This is a genomic window from Streptomyces triculaminicus, from assembly GCF_017349075.1.
Taxonomy (GTDB): domain Bacteria; phylum Actinomycetota; class Actinomycetes; order Streptomycetales; family Streptomycetaceae; genus Streptomyces; species Streptomyces triculaminicus.
The window spans coordinates 640,502-654,794 of sequence record NZ_JAFMOF010000002.1 but is presented as its reverse complement, the minus strand read 5'-3'; the positions used below and the strand labels follow the sequence as shown (position 1 = coordinate 654,794).

The window sequence follows — 14,293 nt, the reverse complement described above, 5'->3', positions numbered from 1 at the left end:
TAGTTCAATGGAGAGCGCAATGCCTTCTTCCACGGTTCCCGGGCAGTACGAGCAGACCGAGCGCACCACCCCCACCCGTGCCCGCGAACGCGCCTCCTACGACCGTGCGCGCGTCCACGCGATACTCGACGCCGGCTACGTCTGCCACCTCGGCTTCGTCCGCGACGGCGCTCCCGCCGTCCTGCCCACGCTCTACGGCCGGATCGGCGAGCGCCTGTACGTCCACGGCTCGACCGGCTCGCGGCCGCTGCGCGCCGCGGGCGGCGCCGGGGAGGAGGGGATGCCGGTGTGCGTCACGGTCACGCACGTCGACGGCCTGGTCCTGGCCCGCTCGGCCTTCCACCACTCCCTGAACTACCGCTCCGTGGTGGTGCACGGCCGGGCCCGGCAGGTCACCGACCCGGCCGAGCTGACCGCCGCCCTCGACGCGCTGGTGGACCAGGTCGTGCCGGGCCGGGCGGCCGACTCCCGTCCGGCGTCGCCCAAGGAGCTGGCCGCCACGGCCGTGCTGCGCCTCGACCTCGAGGAGGTCTCGGCCAAGGTCCGCGAGGGCGGCCCGAACGACGATCCCGAGGACCTCTCCCTGCCGCACTGGAGCGGTGTCGTCCCCGTGGCCCGGTCCTACGGAGCCCCGGTCCCGGCGGACGACCTCGCCCCCGGCATCCCCGTGCCGGCCTACCTCACCGGCTTCACCGGCGGCTGAGCGTCCTCCTCAGGCCCCACCGGCCCGGGCACGGGGGCCGGTTCACGCGGCACGGAAGCCGACGCTCCGCGCGTCTCCGCGACGGCCAGCGCCGCCACCGCCCCCAGCAGCACGGCCGTGCCGAGCAGGGTCGGCGCGGTCAGCCGCTCGCCGAGCAGGCCGACCGCGACGGCCGCCGCCGTCACCGGCTCCAGCAGGGTGATCACGGTGACCGTGGTCGCCCGTACGGTCGCCAGCCCCGCGAAGAACAGCCCGTACGACAGCGCCGTCGGGACCGACACCAGATAGGCCATCAGTCCCAGCGTGCGGCCCAGCCCCTCCGTCCGGGGCCACAGGCCCTCGGCGGCGGCCAGGGGCAGCAGGGACACAGTCCCCACGGCGAAGGACGTCAGCGTCGTGGTGAACGCGTCGGTGCCCCGCCCATGCCGGCCCAGGGACCGGCCGTAGAGGGTGACGACCGCGTAGGCGGCGGCCGACAGCAGCCCCATCGCGGCGCCCAGCGGACGCACCGCGTCCGTCCCGGCGCCGCCCAGCATCAGCACCGCCAGCCCGGCCAGCGCCCCGGCGACGGCCACGCCGCCGCCCACGCCCAGCCGTTCCCCCATCAAGAGCCTGCCGCCCAGCGCCACCAGCACGGGCGCGGCACCCTGCGTGATGACCGTGCCGACGGCCGTCCCCGTCCCGGCGACGGCGCCGAAATAGGCGGCCTGAAAGACGGTCAGGGCAAGGCCGGTGATCAGGACGCGGGCCGCGCGGCTCCGCGCCGGCTCCCGCCGCCGTGCCGTGCCGGTGCGCCGGGACAGCAGGGCGCGGACGGCCAGCAGCAGGACGAGGCCGCCGGCCATCCTCCAGAAGGTGAGCGCTATGGGGCCCAGACCGCTCGAGTCGAAGACCAGCGCGGCGGTCGCGCCCGCCGTGCCCCAGCCGGCCGCCGCGACGGTGACGCAGGCCAGGCCGCGTCCGACGGACATCCGGGCCTGGCCGCCGGGCAGCGCGCCGCCGGGGCGGTCGTCGCCGGACGAGCCCGGGCCGGTGAGGTGGCCGCCGCGTTCAGGGCAGGCCGAAAGAGCGGAGTCGTGCATGAGTGTTCTCCCGCGGAAGACGTGGATGATCGTGTGATCCCGTCTGCGGGCAGCGACGATCGGCCGGGGAGGTGGTCCTCCCCGGCTCCGGTCCTTTGGAAGCGGCCGCCCGCGCTAGGCGGCGGGAGGCGGCAGAACAGTCATCGGCATGATCGTCAGACTAGGCCGGGCGGGTGTCGCCGGACAACTCCCGCCGGGCGGGCACCCCCGCGACCGCCTCGTCCCCGCCGGCCACGACCGCCTCGTCCCCGCCGGCCACGACCAACCCGTCTCCCCCGGCCACCGGCTCCGCCGACGCCGCCTTGGGCGTGGAGCTCTGGGCGATGAGGGCGCCCATCAGCACCAGTCCGCCGCCCACGAGCTGCGGCCCGGACAGGTGCTCGCCCAGCAGCACCCAGGCCAGCACGGTGGCGACGACGGCCTCCAGGCAGGCGACGACTCCGGCGACCTGCGGGGAGAGGCGACGTACCGCCAGCACGCCGGTGAGGTAGGCGGCCACCGTCGCGACGAGCACCACCCAGCTCAGCAGCAGCGCGGCCGGCACCTCGGTGCCGTTCATCTCGGCGGCCCCGCCCAGCACCGTCCAGTCCATCTCCCAGGGGCGCGCGACGGCGGTCAGCAACAGGGCGCCGATGAGCAGGCCGTAGGCGATCACGCCGAAGGGGTCGGCGGGGGTCTCGCCGCCGGCGCCGTGGTCGGCCAGCACGAAGTAGCCGACCTGGCAGCAGGCCGCGCCCAGGGCCAGCACCAGGCCCAGGGCGTCGAAGCCGAGCCCCGACCACACCTCGACGACGCAGGCGAGGCCGGCCACCGCGAGGATCACGCCCACCGCCGCGGCCCGGCTCACCGGGCGCCGCTGGACGAACCGCACCCAGCCGAGCAGCAACGCCGGCCCGAGATACTCCAGGAGCAGGGCGACCCCCACCGGGATCCGGGATATCGCGGCGAAGTAGCAGGCCTGCACGCCGGCGACGGCCAGCAGCCCGAAGCCCGCGAGCAGCGCGGGCCGGCGTATGAGGAGGGCGCGATGGCGCCAGGCGACCGGCAGCAGCACCAGGGCGGCGCCGGCCACGCGTAGCCACACCACATGGAGCGGGTCCAGCCCCGCCTCGATCAGCGGCTTGGCCGCCACACCCGATCCACCGAACGCCAGCGCGGACGTCAGGGCGAGGCCCAGACCCGTGCTTCTCCCAGGAGTTGCTTGCATCGGTGCATCATGGCAGCAATGGACATGACCGTCACTAGCGATGGTCCTGTCGTGATCAGCGGCACTCCTGGCAGGTGTACCACGCCAGTCCGGCGGCCAGCGCGGCGGTGTCGACGCCGGCCCGGCGCAGCACGTCGACCGCCCGGCAGCGGGGGTCGCGCAGCAGTGCGGCGAGCAGGTCGAGCCCCTCGACCCGGCCGGCGCCGCGCGAGCGGGCCCGGTCGCGGGCGTTCCGCATGGCGCCTGCGGCGGCGTGCGACCAGCCGGGCACCCCGGCGCCGGCCGGCCCGGGCGGGGTCACGGAGTCCTCGACGGCGTCGCTCCAGCGCAGGCCGTAGCCGATGGTGCGCTGGACCAGGTAGCCGAGCAGCCGGGCGACCTGGGCGGGCCCGTCGTGGAAGGCGCCGCGCGTCTCGGGGTCGGCCTCCAGGAGGGTGTGCAGCAGGTGGGCGGTGTCGGCCTGGCGGTCGCCGTCGCGCGCGGCGCGCCTGCGGGCGCCGGAGACCGCCGCGGCCAGCTCCGCGCTCAGCGGAAGCTCGCTCGCGGCCCCGGCCCGTCCGGTGTCGGCTGGTGTACGGCTTTGCACCTTCCCACCCCATCAGTCCCGTGTGATGAGAGCATCCCCGGAGGGTTGCATTCGGGCATCCGACGCCGGTTGGGTGTGCCGGCCGGCTCGTCATCCTTCAGAAGGAGGGCTGCCACGCCCGTCTCAGGGGCGCACGGGCCGCCCGGTGCGCCCTAAGTGATCGTCAGCGTGGCCGTGCGCGCCCCCACGGCGGCGGTATACGTGCCGGGTTCGACGCGCGGCGTCCCCGCCCCGTCGAGGTCGCCCGGGGTCACCTCCAGGGCCCGGGCGGGGACGGTGAGACGCAGCGTGCACGACTCCCCCGCCCTCAGGCGCGTCCTGGTGAAGGCCACCAGCCGGCGCCGGGGTGCCAGGACCCGGCTCACCGGCCGGGAGACGTACACCGGTACGACCAGATCGCCGTCGCGCCCGCCGGTGTTGGCGACCCGCACCGTCACGCGCGCGTCCCGTCCGGCGGGGACGGTGGCCGCCTCCAGCCCGAGGGCCTCGAAGCGGTAGGTGGTGTAGGAGAGGCCGTCGCCGAAGTCGTACGCCACGTCGTGCGTGGACTCCGCGCCCGCGTTGGTGCCCGGCAGTTGCTGGTAGTACAGCGGTTCGTTGCCGGTCCGGCGGGGCCAGGACACCGGCAGCCTCCCGCCGGGGTTCACGCCGCCGAACAGCACGCCGGCGACGGCGTGCCCGCCCTCGGTGCCCGGCAGCCAGGACATCAGCAGCCCGTCGGTGCCGGCCGCCTCGCCCAGCGCCAGGGGGCGCCCGGCGATCACGACCACGACGACCGGCCGGCCGGTCTCCTTCAGGGACCTCACCAGCTCCTGCTGGTCCGGCGAGAGTTCCGGCCGGGGGCTGTCGGCCTCGCCCTCGGCGGCCGGCCGCTCGCCGACGACCACCACGGTCGCGTCCGCGGTACGGGCCTGCCGCACCGCGTCGGCGGCGTCGCGGGCCCGTACCACGCGGGTTCCGGCGGGGGCGGCCGCCTCGATGCCCGCGAGCACGGTCGTACCGGGCACCTTCACGTCCTCGGGCACCCGCTGCCAGCCGACGGTCCAGCCGCCCGTCTGGGCGGCGATGTCGTCCGCGTACGATCCGGCGACGACGATCCTCCTGGCCGACGGCCCGAACGGCAGGATGTTCCTCTCGTTGCGCAGCAGCACCAGTGAGCTCGCCGCGGCCCGGCGGGCCGTGTCCTGGGCGGCGCCCAGGACCTCCCCGTCCGCCCGCTCGGCGTCGGTGAACGGCCGCTCGAAGAGCCCGAGCGTGAACTTCAGCCGCAGGACGCGTCCGGCCGCCTCGTCGATCCGCCGCCGGGAGACCAGTCCGCCCTGGACGGCGGAGCGCAGCCCCTCGGTGAACTCGCCGGCCTCGTAGGGCTCCATCGCCATGTCCACCCCGGCGTTGACCGCGAGGGCGATCGCGTGCGGGTAGTCCGCCGCGACCTTGTACGTCGTCCAGAGCGCGCGGACGTCCTGCCAGTCGCTGACGGTGACCCCGGTGAACCCCCACCGCTGCCGCAGGATCGTGGTCAGCAGGTGGTGGGAGGCGGTCGCGGGCACGCCGTTGACGGCGCCGGAGTTGACCATCACGCTCTTCGCCCCGGCCTCGACCGCCGTGCGGTAGGGGGCGAGGAGGGTGTCCTGGAGGTAGCGCGGGGAGACGTCGGCGGGCACCCGGTCGTGGCCGTTGGCGGGTTCGGAGTAGCCGCCGACGTGCTTGACGGTGGACGCGACGTCCTTGGCGCCGTGCGCGTCCTCGGTCCCGCGCACGGCCGCCGCGGCCAGGGCGCCCGCGAGCAGCGGGTCCTCGCCGAACGTCTCGTAGTAGCGCCCCCAGCGCCGGTCGCGGGCCAGGTCGGCGACGGGGGCGAAGTTCCAGTCGATGCCCGTCGCGGCGACGGCCCGGGCGGTGGCCCCGGCGCAGTCGCGCACGAGCTCCGGATCCCAGGCCGCGGCGAGGCCGAGCTGGTGGGGCAGGACGGTCGCGCCGAGGACGCTGTGGTGGCCGTGGACGGCGTCAATGCCGTAGAGCACGGGAACGCGCAGCCGGCTGTGGTCCAGGGCGTACTTCTGTACGGCGTTGACCATGCGGGCCCAGGCGCGCGGCGTGTTCACCGGCGGGCCCATGCCGCCGCCGGAGAGCACCGAGCCGACCGCGTGGCCGCGGAGCACGGTCCGCAGGCAGGCCTCGGTGAGCTCGCCGCCGCTCTCGCGGCAGTCGCCCTGCAGCCGGACGACGGCGATCTGGGTCATCTGCCCGATCTTCTCCTCGAGCGTCATCCGGCCCAGCAGGTCGCGGACGCGGTCGTCCACGCCGGCCCGCGCGTCGCGGTAGAGGGGCTCGCCGCCCGCCCCGGCCGGGAAGCCGGTGAGTGGGGCGGCGCAGACGGCGACGGCCGCGAGTGCGGCGGCGGGGCGTCCGAGGCGGGGGCGCGGGGCCATGACCGGGCTCCGTTTCTGTCGGCCCCCTCCGGAGTCTGGCAGGTCCTGACGGTCGGTCAAGGAACCCCGGCGGAGCGGCGGGGATCCGTCCGGCAGGCCACATATCAGTCCAGTTCCCGGCGATTGGCCATGGCCGGTGGCCCCTTCGGGCCTCTACGCTCCAGCCATGAAGATCCGCATCGTCGACGCCTTCACCGACCGTCCCTTCGCGGGCAATCCCGCCGGGGTCCTGCTCTTCGACACCGGCGCCTTCCCCGCCGACGACCGGCTCCAGCAGATCGCCGCGGAGGTCAACCTCTCCGAGACCGCCTTCGCCCACCGCCTCCCCGAGGGCACGCCGCACGCCGACTGGGCGCTGCGCTGGTTCACCCCCACGACCGAGGTCGACATGTGCGGCCACGCCACGCTCGCCACGGCACACGTCCTGCACGCCACCGGCCTCGCCACCGGAACCGTCCGCTTCGCCGCCCGCTGCGGCGTCCTGACCGCGACCGCCCACGAGGACGGCCGGATCACCCTGGACTTCCCCACCTCACAACTCACCCCCATGACCGTCCCCGGGCTGGCCGAGGCGCTGGGCACGACGCCGCTGCGGGTCCTCGACACCAGCGAGCACATCGGCGACCTGCTGGTGGAGCTGGCCGACGAGAAGACCGTCCGCGCCCTCGCCCCGGACCTCCCGGCGCTGGCCCGCACCTCCCGCCGGGGCGTCATCGCCACCGCCCGCGCCGAGGACCCGGCGCGCGGCTACGACTACGTCTCGCGCTGCTTCTTCCCGAACGTGGGCATCGACGAGGACCCCGTCACCGGCAGCGCCCACACCGCGCTGGCCCCCTTCTGGTCCGCCCGGCTGGGCCGCGACGACCTCACGGGCCTGCAGGCCTCCGCCCGCACCGGCCTCGTCCGCACCGCGCTGCGCGGCGACCGTACGCTGCTGACCGGTTCGGCCGTCACCGTCATCGAGGGCGAGCTGCTCGCCTAGCGGGACCGGGCCACAGCGGACCGGACCGGGGGCGGGGCCGACCGGTGGCGGGTCAGGCGGTGGGCAGCCAGGCCACCTTGCCCGCGAGCAGCGCGTAGCCGACGAACGCCACGATGTCGATGAGCGCGTGCGCGGCGACCAGCGGTCCCACCCGCCCCCACCGGCGGTAGCACAGGACGAACACCACGCCCATCACCATGTTGCCGACCAGGCCGCCGATGCCCTGGTAGAGGTGGTACGAGCCGCGCAGCACCGCGCTCGCGGCCAGGGCCGCGGCCGGGGTCCAGCCCAGCTGCCCGAGCCTGCGCAGCAGATAGCCGACGACCACGACCTCCTCGAGCACGGCGTTCTGCAGGGCCGAGGCGACCAGCACGGGCAGCTTCCACCACACGTCGGGCAGGTTCTCCGGCACCACGGTCAGGTTGAAGCCCGCGGCGCGTACGGCGAGGTAGAACAGCAGCCCGCTGCCGCCGACGGCCGCGGCGAGGCCCGCGCCGCGGGCCAGGTCCAGGCCCGGCCGGCCGCGGTCGAGGCCGATGGCCCGCAGGGCGCCGCCCTCGGGCACCTCGCGCGCGAGGAGGTGGACGACGAGCAGGACGGGCACCAGCGCGGTCGTGATGCCGAAGGCCTGCCAGGCGAGGTCGAGCCAGGGCCGGCCGGGGGCGTGCGAGGCGTTGAGGGTGGCGGCCTGGTCCTTGAGCCCGCCGGGCCGGGTGGCCGCGCCGACAAAGCTGATCAGCGACGACAGCGCGCTGGCGCCGAGCGAGAGCGCGAGGACGATCAGTATCTCCGCGCGCAGGGTCCGCCGGGACAGCCCGGTGCCGCCCGACGGCCCGCCACCGGACGGCCCTTCGCCGGGCGCCGTCGTCCCGGCGCCCGCTTCACCGTCTGGAGCGTTGTGCCGCACCCTCGTCTCCCGCCTGCCCATGGTCACGGTCGTCACAGCTTGCCCGACGACCTGGGCCGGTACGAACAGGGGGTGCGGCGGGCCGCGTCAGGCGATGCCCGTCGGCCAGGTGTGCACCGGCTCCCCGGTGCGCATCAGCTCGCAGTAGCGGCGCGTGGTGGCGGCCAGGGCGGACCGGCGGTCCAGCCCGCGCTCCAGCGCCCGGTGGTAGGTGTCCGCCTGCCAGGACGCGCCGTTGACCCCGCGCCGGCAGCGCTCCTCGATGACGCCCAGGTAGTGGTCGCGGTCGGCGGGCTCGACGCCCCAGGCGTCGAGCCCGGCCGCGGCCAGCGGCAGCAGCTCGTCCCGTACGAGCCGCACGGCCGGAACCCGCGCCGGGGTGCCGCCGCGCCCGGGCCGGGGCCAGCGCAGCACGGCGTCGATGCCGTGGCGGCAGGCGAGGTCGAAGTTCTCGGCGGCGACCTCGAACGGCAGCCGGGTCCACACCGGCCGGGACTCCTCGGCCAGCGCCCTGACCAGGCCGTAGTAGAAGGCGGTGTTGGCGATGACGTCGGTGACGGTGGGCCCGGCGGGCAGCACCCTGTTCTCCACCCTCAGGTGGGGGACGCCGTCGGCGACGCCGTAGACCGGGCGGTTCCAGCGGTAGACGGTGCCGTTGTGCAGGGTGAGTTCGTGCAGCCAGGGCACCCCGCCCTCGTCCAGCACGCGCAGCGGGTCCTCGTCGGCGGAGATGGGCAGCAGCGGCGGGAAGTAGCGCAGGTTCTCCTCGAACAGCTCGTACGCCGAGGTGATCCAGCGCTCCCCGAACCAGGTGCGCGGCCGTACGCCCTGGACCTGGAGCTCGGGCGGCCGGGTGTCGGTGGACTGGACGAACAGCGGGGGCCTGGACTCGCGCCACACCTCCCGCCCGAAGAGGAACGGCGAGTTGGCGCCGACGGCTATCTGCGCGGCGGCGACGGCCTGTGCGGCGTTCCACACGGCGGCGAACCGGCCGGGGGTGACCTGAAGGTGGAGCTGGACGGAGGTGCAGGCGGCCTCGGGGGTGATGGAGCGGGCGGTGCAGGTCAGGTGCTCGACCCCGGCGATGTCGATGGTGAATTCCTCGCCCCGGGCGGCCACCACCTGGTCGTTCAGGAGGAAATAGCGGTCGGCCGCGGAGAGGTTGGCGGACACCAGGTCGGCGCCGGTCAGCGTCGGCAGGATCCCGATCATGACGATTCCGGAATCGACCTCCATGGCCCTGCGGTCGGCGTACGACAGGGCGGTGCGCATCTCCTCCGCGAGCTGGTCCAGAACCCGGCCCGACAGCCGGTGCGGGACGATGTTCACTTCCAGGTTGAACCGCCCGAGTTCGGTCTGGAAATCCCCGCTCGCGATACGCTCGAGCACCTCCGCATTCACCATGCTCGGCATGCCGTCGGAGCCCGCGAGATTCAGTTCGATCTCCAGCCCCATGAGATTCCGGGGACGATCGAACCGCTTCTCCTCCAGCAGCCTCGCCAACCCTTCCAGGCACTGCCGGAGCTTGTCCCGGTACCGCCGGCGGTCGGCGAGGTCGAACCCCATGGCCGCGACCTTCTCACCCATTCAAGCGTCCCTCCCTCAACCGGGTCGCCCCTGGCGCCGGCCGCCTTGTCACGGTCGATGATGCCCAGACGGGACGATCCATAACGCCTCGCGGCGAGCGCATACCCGGTAGGCTTCCCCCGAGCGCACTCCGGCACATTCCGTCGGCATAACGGGGAGACCCGACTACGGTGCAATGCGCTGGTGATAAACACCGATGAGATCCGGCCTACCGTATGCGACGGGGACGCCGAGGTCACGCTCGTAAATAGGCCGCAAAATCACCGAAATCACCCTCCGAACGCGCCCTGTTTTCCCCTTGCCGGAAATGCTGCGGACAGCTAGGCGAAACACTGTGTGAACACGTGTCGTATAAACTCCGTAATGAGGCAGAGAGCAGGCGTCCCCGGAGTCGGTCCGGCCCCCCTCTGACCCCGTTCCGCTCGCCGACAGCGTCGTCGCACCTGCCCAGCTCCACCGTGTGTCTCCCAAGCGAGAGGCGACTCACCATGCCGCTGCATGTCCCCCCTGCGCCCGCTCCTGCCCTCAGCAGCGTCCTCACGGCCCTCGGTTCCCCCGCCGCCGTCCGCGAGGCCCGCACGCCTTCCCTGCGGTCCGCCCGTACTCCGCTCACCGCCGAACTCCCGCTGCCCGTCCATGTGCTGGAGCGCGTCACCGCGCGCGGCGGGACGCCCCGCACCCGGCTCTCGGGCTGGCGCTTCCTCATCGCGGAGGACGGCCGGGCGGTGGCCGCCGGCGAGGCGCGGCCCACGCCCGACGGCTGGGCGTTCTCCCACTTCTTCGAGGGCCCCTACCTCGCCTCCACCCAACTGGCCCTGCGGCAGGCCGAGGCGCTGACGACGCCGTACCAGCCGCGGCTGCTGTCGGTGCCCGAGCTCTACATGCTCACCCTCTGGCTGCACGCCGACATCACGGCCGACGCCGCCTCGGAACTCTTCGCGCCGGGCGACCTCCTCGTACCCCTCGCCCCCGCACCGCCGGGCATCGCCGCGCACCGCCCCCACCGGGTCAGCGATCTGCTGCCCGTCCTCACCCTCCGGCTGGCCCCGGACCCCAACTCAAGGCGACCGCCTGAGCCGACGCCGGCCACCCGCCCCGCGCCCCCGCAGTCCGAGGAGGCGCGGGGCGCATCTCTGTCCCCGCCCTCACCCCACCGGACTAGCCCACCCCGGCCATGCCGAACCCCCAAAGGGACTGCGGAGTTGGAAGCAACCGCCCGCATGGGTGATGCGTCATCCTCCTGTGAGGAGCGTCACGGTGAAATGCCTGCGGAACAACGCCCGTAGGGCAACACTGGGACCGACCGACGAATCACTACGGGGGGCGGCATGACCACCGCATCGAGCCGCAGGACAGCCACCACAACAGAGCGAAAGATCCCTTCCATGTGCCAGCACCAGCCCACGTGCCCGTCAGCCGACTCCGCCGACCGGGAGGCCGCCCATCTCGTGGCCGCCTACCCGGAGCAGGGATGGAGCCTGCTGTGCAACGGCGTCCTCTGCTTCGAGGACACCGGTGAGCTGCTGCCGGACGGGCAGATCATCGCCCCGCACCGGCCCCTGGGCACCGACCACGTGGTGACCGCCGCCTAGCGGCGCGCCACGCGGCACGTCACGGCATGACCCACGGCAGCACGAGCAGCACCACAGGCGCAGAAAGCACATAAAGGGGCCGGCCCGGCGCGAACGCCGAACCGGCCCCGACCCGTGTCCGGGCCCGTGACGTCAGCCGTGGCGGCCGACGTCGGTCGTCATCAGCCGTCGTACTCGTCCAGCGGCGGGCAGGAGCAGACCAGGTTGCGGTCGCCGTAGGCGCCGTCGACGCGCCGCACCGGCGGCCAGTACTTGTCGGCCGCCGACACCCCGGCCGGGAAGACGGCCTCCTCACGGGTGTAGGGGTGCTCCCACGCCCCGGCCACCGAGGCGGCGGTGTGCGGGGCGTTGCGCAGCGGGTTGTCGTCCTTGTCCCACTCGCCCGAGCCGACCTTCTCGATCTCCGCGCGGACGGCGATCATCGCGTCGCAGAACCGGTCCAGCTCGGCGAGGTCCTCGCTCTCCGTCGGCTCGATCATCAGCGTGCCGGCGACGGGGAACGACATGGTCGGCGCGTGGAAGCCGTAGTCGATCAGGCGCTTGGCCACGTCGTCCACGCTCACCCCGGTCGCCTTGGTCAGCGGCCGCAGGTCCACGATGCACTCGTGCGCGACCAGCCCGTTCGGGCCGGTGTAGAGCACGGGGTAGTGCGGCTCGAGGCGCTTGGCGATGTAGTTGGCGCCCAGCACGGCGACCTGGGTGGCGCGCTTGAGGCCCTCGCCGCCCATGAGACGGACGTACGCCCAGGAGATCGGCAGGATGCCCGCGGAGCCCCACGGCGCGGCCGAGATCGGCCCGACGCCCGTCTCCGGGCCCGCGGTGGGCTGCAGCGGGTGGTTGGGCAGGTACGGGGCGAGGTGGGCGCGGACGGCCACCGGGCCGACGCCCGGGCCGCCGCCGCCGTGCGGGATGCAGAAGGTCTTGTGCAGGTTCAGGTGCGAGACGTCGCCGCCGAACCGGCCCGGCTTGGCGAGGCCGACCAGCGCGTTGAGGTTGGCGCCGTCGACGTACACCTGGCCGCCCGCGTCGTGCACGGCCGCGCAGATGTCGGCGACGTGCTCCTCGAAGACGCCGTGGGTGGACGGGTAGGTGATCATCAGCACGGACAGCTCGTCGCGGTGCTGCTCGATCTTGGCGCGCAGGTCCTCGACGTCGACCTCGCCGTCGTCGGCGGTCTTGACGACGACGACCTTCATGCCGGCCATCACGGCGCTGGCGGCGTTGGTGCCGTGCGCGGAGGACGGGATCAGGCAGACGGTGCGCTGCTCGTCGCCGTTGGCCCGGTGGTACGCCCGGACGGCCAGCAGGCCCGCGAGCTCGCCCTGGGAACCGGCGTTGGGCTGGATGGAGACCTTGTCGTAGCCGGTGACCTCGGCCAGGCGCTCCTCGAGCTCGGTGATGAGGGTGAGGTAGCCCCCGGCCTGCTCGACGGGCGCGAAGGGGTGCAGCGCGCCGAACTCGGGCCAGGTCACCGGCTCCATCTCGGTGGTGGCGTTGAGCTTCATGGTGCACGAGCCGAGCGGGATCATGCCCCGGTCCAGCGCGTAGTCGCGGTCGGCCAGGCGGCGCAGGTAGCGCAGCATCGCCGTCTCGGAACGGTGCTGGTGGAAGACCGGGTGGGTGAGGTACTCGTCGGTGCGCAGCAGACCCTCGGGCAGGGCCTCGGCGGTCGTCGCGTCGAGCGCCTCGACGTCGGCCTCCACGCCGAACGCGGCCCACACCGACGCCAGGCGGGCGCGGTCGGTGGTCTCGTCGCAGGCGATGCCGACGTGGTCGGCGTCGGTCAGGCGGAGGTTGACGCCGCGCTCGCGGGCGGCCTCGACGACCTCGGCGGCCCGGCCGGGCACGCGCGCGGTGAGGGTGTCGAAGTAGCTGCCGTGCACGACCTCGACGCCGCCGGCCCGCAGGCCCTCGGCGAGGAGCGTGGCGTAGCGGTGGGTGCGGCGGGCGATGCCCGCCAGGCCCTCGGGACCGTGGTAGACGGCGTACATGCCGGCCATGACGGCGAGGAGCACCTGGGCCGTACAGATGTTGCTGGTGGCCTTCTCGCGGCGGATGTGCTGCTCGCGGGTCTGCAGGGCCAGGCGGTAGGCCTTGTCGCCGTCGGCGTCGACGGAGACGCCGACGAGGCGGCCGGGGAGGCTGCGGGCGAACTTCTCGCGGACGGCCATGAATCCGGCGTGCGGTCCGCCGAATCCCATGGGCACGCCGAAGCGCTGGGTGGTGCCGACCGCGATGTCGGCGCCGAGCTCGCCGGGCGAGGTGAGCAGGGTCAGCGCCAGGAGGTCGGCGGCGACGGTGACGATCGCACCGAGCTCGTGGGCGCGGTCGATGACCGGGCGCAGGTCGCGCACGACGCCGGAGGCGCCGGGGTACTGCAGCAGGACGCCGAAGACGCCGCGCTCGGCGATCTCGTCGGGGATGCCCGCGGAGAGGTCGGCGACGACGACCTCGACGCCGGTGGGCTCGGCGCGGGTCTCGATCACGGCGATGGTCTGCGGCAGGGCGTCGGCGTCGATGAGGAAGACCCCGCCCTTGACCTTGCCGACCCGGCGGGCGAGCGACATGGCCTCGGCGGCCGCCGTGCCCTCGTCGAGCAGGGAGGCGCCGGAGGTGGGCAGGCCGGTGAGATCGGCGACGACCGTCTGGAAGTTCAGCAGCGCCTCGAGGCGGCCCTGCGAGATCTCCGGCTGGTACGGCGTGTAGGCCGTGTACCAGGCGGGGTTCTCCATGACGTTGCGCAGGATCACCGGCGGGGTGAACGTGCCGTGGTAGCCGAGGCCGATCATGGGGGCGAGGACCTCGTTGCGGTCCGCGAGGGAGCGCAGCTCGGCGAGGACCTCGGCCTCGGTGCGGGCCTCGGGCAGGTCGAGCGCCTCGGCGTTCTTGATCACGTCCGGCACGGCGGCGGCGGTGAGTTCGTCGAGCGAGCCGAAGCCGACCTGGGCGAGCATCTTGGCCTGGGCCTCGCCGTCGGGCCCTATGTGGCGGGCCTCGAAGGGGGTACCACGCTCAAGGTCGGAGAGAGCGATGCGGTGGGCGTTCATCTGCGGAGGCCTCCTGGTCAATACGACCTGCGAGGGGTACCACGGCGCGGGTACCCGGACGGCCTCCCCCTCTGTCATCTCAACCTGAGAGCTTCACCGGGCCATGGCGGACGACCCGATTTTCACCGTCGGTGAGGAGGGGCTTCGGTGAGGTGCCTGACCTGGGCC

General features: G+C 73.9%; 10 protein-coding genes and 1 pseudogene. 4 read left to right on the top strand and 7 right to left on the bottom strand.

Going from position 1 to position 14,293, the window contains the following annotated elements; translation table 11 throughout:
- The first annotated feature begins 19 nt into the window (after positions 1-19).
- Positions 20-703: a pyridoxamine 5'-phosphate oxidase family protein gene (locus tag J1792_RS13005; RefSeq protein WP_242645896.1), complete on the top strand. Its 684-nt coding sequence runs from the start codon at positions 20-22 to the stop codon at positions 701-703.
- Here the strand turns inward: J1792_RS13005 and J1792_RS13000 are convergent.
- The 4 genes from J1792_RS13000 to J1792_RS12985 form a co-directional block, all read right to left on the bottom strand.
- Entirely contained in the window at positions 676-1,674 is a 999-nt protein-coding gene (locus tag J1792_RS13000) for a DMT family transporter (RefSeq protein WP_086571120.1), read from the bottom strand. The two genes, J1792_RS13005 and J1792_RS13000, sit on opposite strands and share 28 nt — an antisense overlap.
- A 271-nt stretch (positions 1,675-1,945) precedes the next feature.
- A complete protein-coding gene (locus J1792_RS12995) occupies positions 1,946-2,992 on the bottom strand; it encodes an EamA family transporter (protein ID WP_086571107.1) in 1,047 nt (348 codons plus the stop codon).
- A 55-nt stretch (positions 2,993-3,047) separates the two neighbouring features.
- Complete coding sequence (locus J1792_RS12990) at positions 3,048-3,578, bottom strand: Clp protease N-terminal domain-containing protein (RefSeq protein WP_086571109.1); 531 nt, start codon at positions 3,576-3,578, stop codon at positions 3,048-3,050.
- Positions 3,579-3,730: 152 nt separating this feature from the next.
- Positions 3,731-6,010 carry a glycoside hydrolase family 3 N-terminal domain-containing protein gene (locus tag J1792_RS12985; protein WP_207247259.1) on the bottom strand — a complete coding sequence of 760 codons (2,280 nt, stop codon included), beginning with the start codon at positions 6,008-6,010 and terminating at the stop codon, positions 3,731-3,733.
- 166 nt (positions 6,011-6,176) lie between these two features.
- Here J1792_RS12985 and J1792_RS12980 point away from each other — a divergent pair, with 166 nt between their 5' ends.
- Positions 6,177-6,992 (top strand): PhzF family phenazine biosynthesis protein, encoded by an 816-nt coding sequence (locus J1792_RS12980; RefSeq protein ID WP_207247258.1) that lies wholly within the window; start codon positions 6,177-6,179, stop codon positions 6,990-6,992.
- A gap of 52 nt (positions 6,993-7,044) precedes the next feature.
- Here J1792_RS12980 and J1792_RS12975 read toward each other — a convergent pair whose 3' ends face one another.
- Both J1792_RS12975 and J1792_RS12970 read right to left on the bottom strand, forming a co-directional pair.
- Positions 7,045-7,920: a CPBP family intramembrane glutamic endopeptidase gene (locus tag J1792_RS12975; RefSeq protein WP_086571114.1), complete on the bottom strand. Its 876-nt coding sequence runs from the start codon at positions 7,918-7,920 to the stop codon at positions 7,045-7,047.
- A gap of 66 nt (positions 7,921-7,986) precedes the next feature.
- On the bottom strand, positions 7,987-9,486 hold the full coding sequence (locus J1792_RS12970) for a glutamate-cysteine ligase family protein (RefSeq protein ID WP_086571116.1): 1,500 nt from the start codon (positions 9,484-9,486) through the stop codon (positions 7,987-7,989).
- A gap of 488 nt (positions 9,487-9,974) precedes the next feature.
- Here J1792_RS12970 and J1792_RS12965 point away from each other — a divergent pair.
- Both J1792_RS12965 and J1792_RS12960 read left to right on the top strand, forming a co-directional pair.
- Positions 9,975-10,541, top strand: a pseudogene (locus tag J1792_RS12965) (hypothetical protein); the annotation flags it as partial.
- 330 nt (positions 10,542-10,871) lie between these two features.
- On the top strand, positions 10,872-11,078 hold the full coding sequence (locus J1792_RS12960) for a DUF5999 family protein (protein ID WP_179199082.1): 207 nt from the start codon (positions 10,872-10,874) through the stop codon (positions 11,076-11,078).
- A 161-nt stretch (positions 11,079-11,239) separates the two neighbouring features.
- Here the strand turns inward: J1792_RS12960 and gcvP are convergent, their stop codons facing one another.
- Positions 11,240-14,125 (bottom strand): aminomethyl-transferring glycine dehydrogenase, encoded by a 2,886-nt coding sequence (gcvP, locus tag J1792_RS12955; protein WP_086574154.1) that lies wholly within the window; start codon positions 14,123-14,125, stop codon positions 11,240-11,242.
- Between the last annotated feature and the right edge of the window lie 168 nt (positions 14,126-14,293).

Bases quoted from the DNA above. Each gene is read 5' to 3' on its own strand.
- J1792_RS12960 (WP_179199082.1), top strand. From the start codon at position 10,872: ATGTGCCAGCACCAGCCCACGTGCCCGTCAGCCGACTCCGCCGACCGG.
- J1792_RS13000 (WP_086571120.1), bottom strand. From the start codon at position 1,674: ATGTCCGTCGGACGCGGCCTGGCCTGCGTCACCGTCGCGGCGGCCGGC.
- J1792_RS12975 (WP_086571114.1), bottom strand. From the start codon at position 7,920: ATGGGCAGGCGGGAGACGAGGGTGCGGCACAACGCTCCAGACGGTGAA.
- gcvP (WP_086574154.1), bottom strand. From the start codon at position 14,125: ATGAACGCCCACCGCATCGCTCTCTCCGACCTTGAGCGTGGTACCCCC.
- J1792_RS13005 (WP_242645896.1), top strand. From the start codon at position 20: ATGCCTTCTTCCACGGTTCCCGGGCAGTACGAGCAGACCGAGCGCACC.
- J1792_RS12985 (WP_207247259.1), bottom strand. From the start codon at position 6,010: ATGGCCCCGCGCCCCCGCCTCGGACGCCCCGCCGCCGCACTCGCGGCC.
- J1792_RS12970 (WP_086571116.1), bottom strand. From the start codon at position 9,486: ATGGGTGAGAAGGTCGCGGCCATGGGGTTCGACCTCGCCGACCGCCGG.
- J1792_RS12980 (WP_207247258.1), top strand. From the start codon at position 6,177: ATGAAGATCCGCATCGTCGACGCCTTCACCGACCGTCCCTTCGCGGGC.
- J1792_RS12995 (WP_086571107.1), bottom strand. From the start codon at position 2,992: ATGCAAGCAACTCCTGGGAGAAGCACGGGTCTGGGCCTCGCCCTGACG.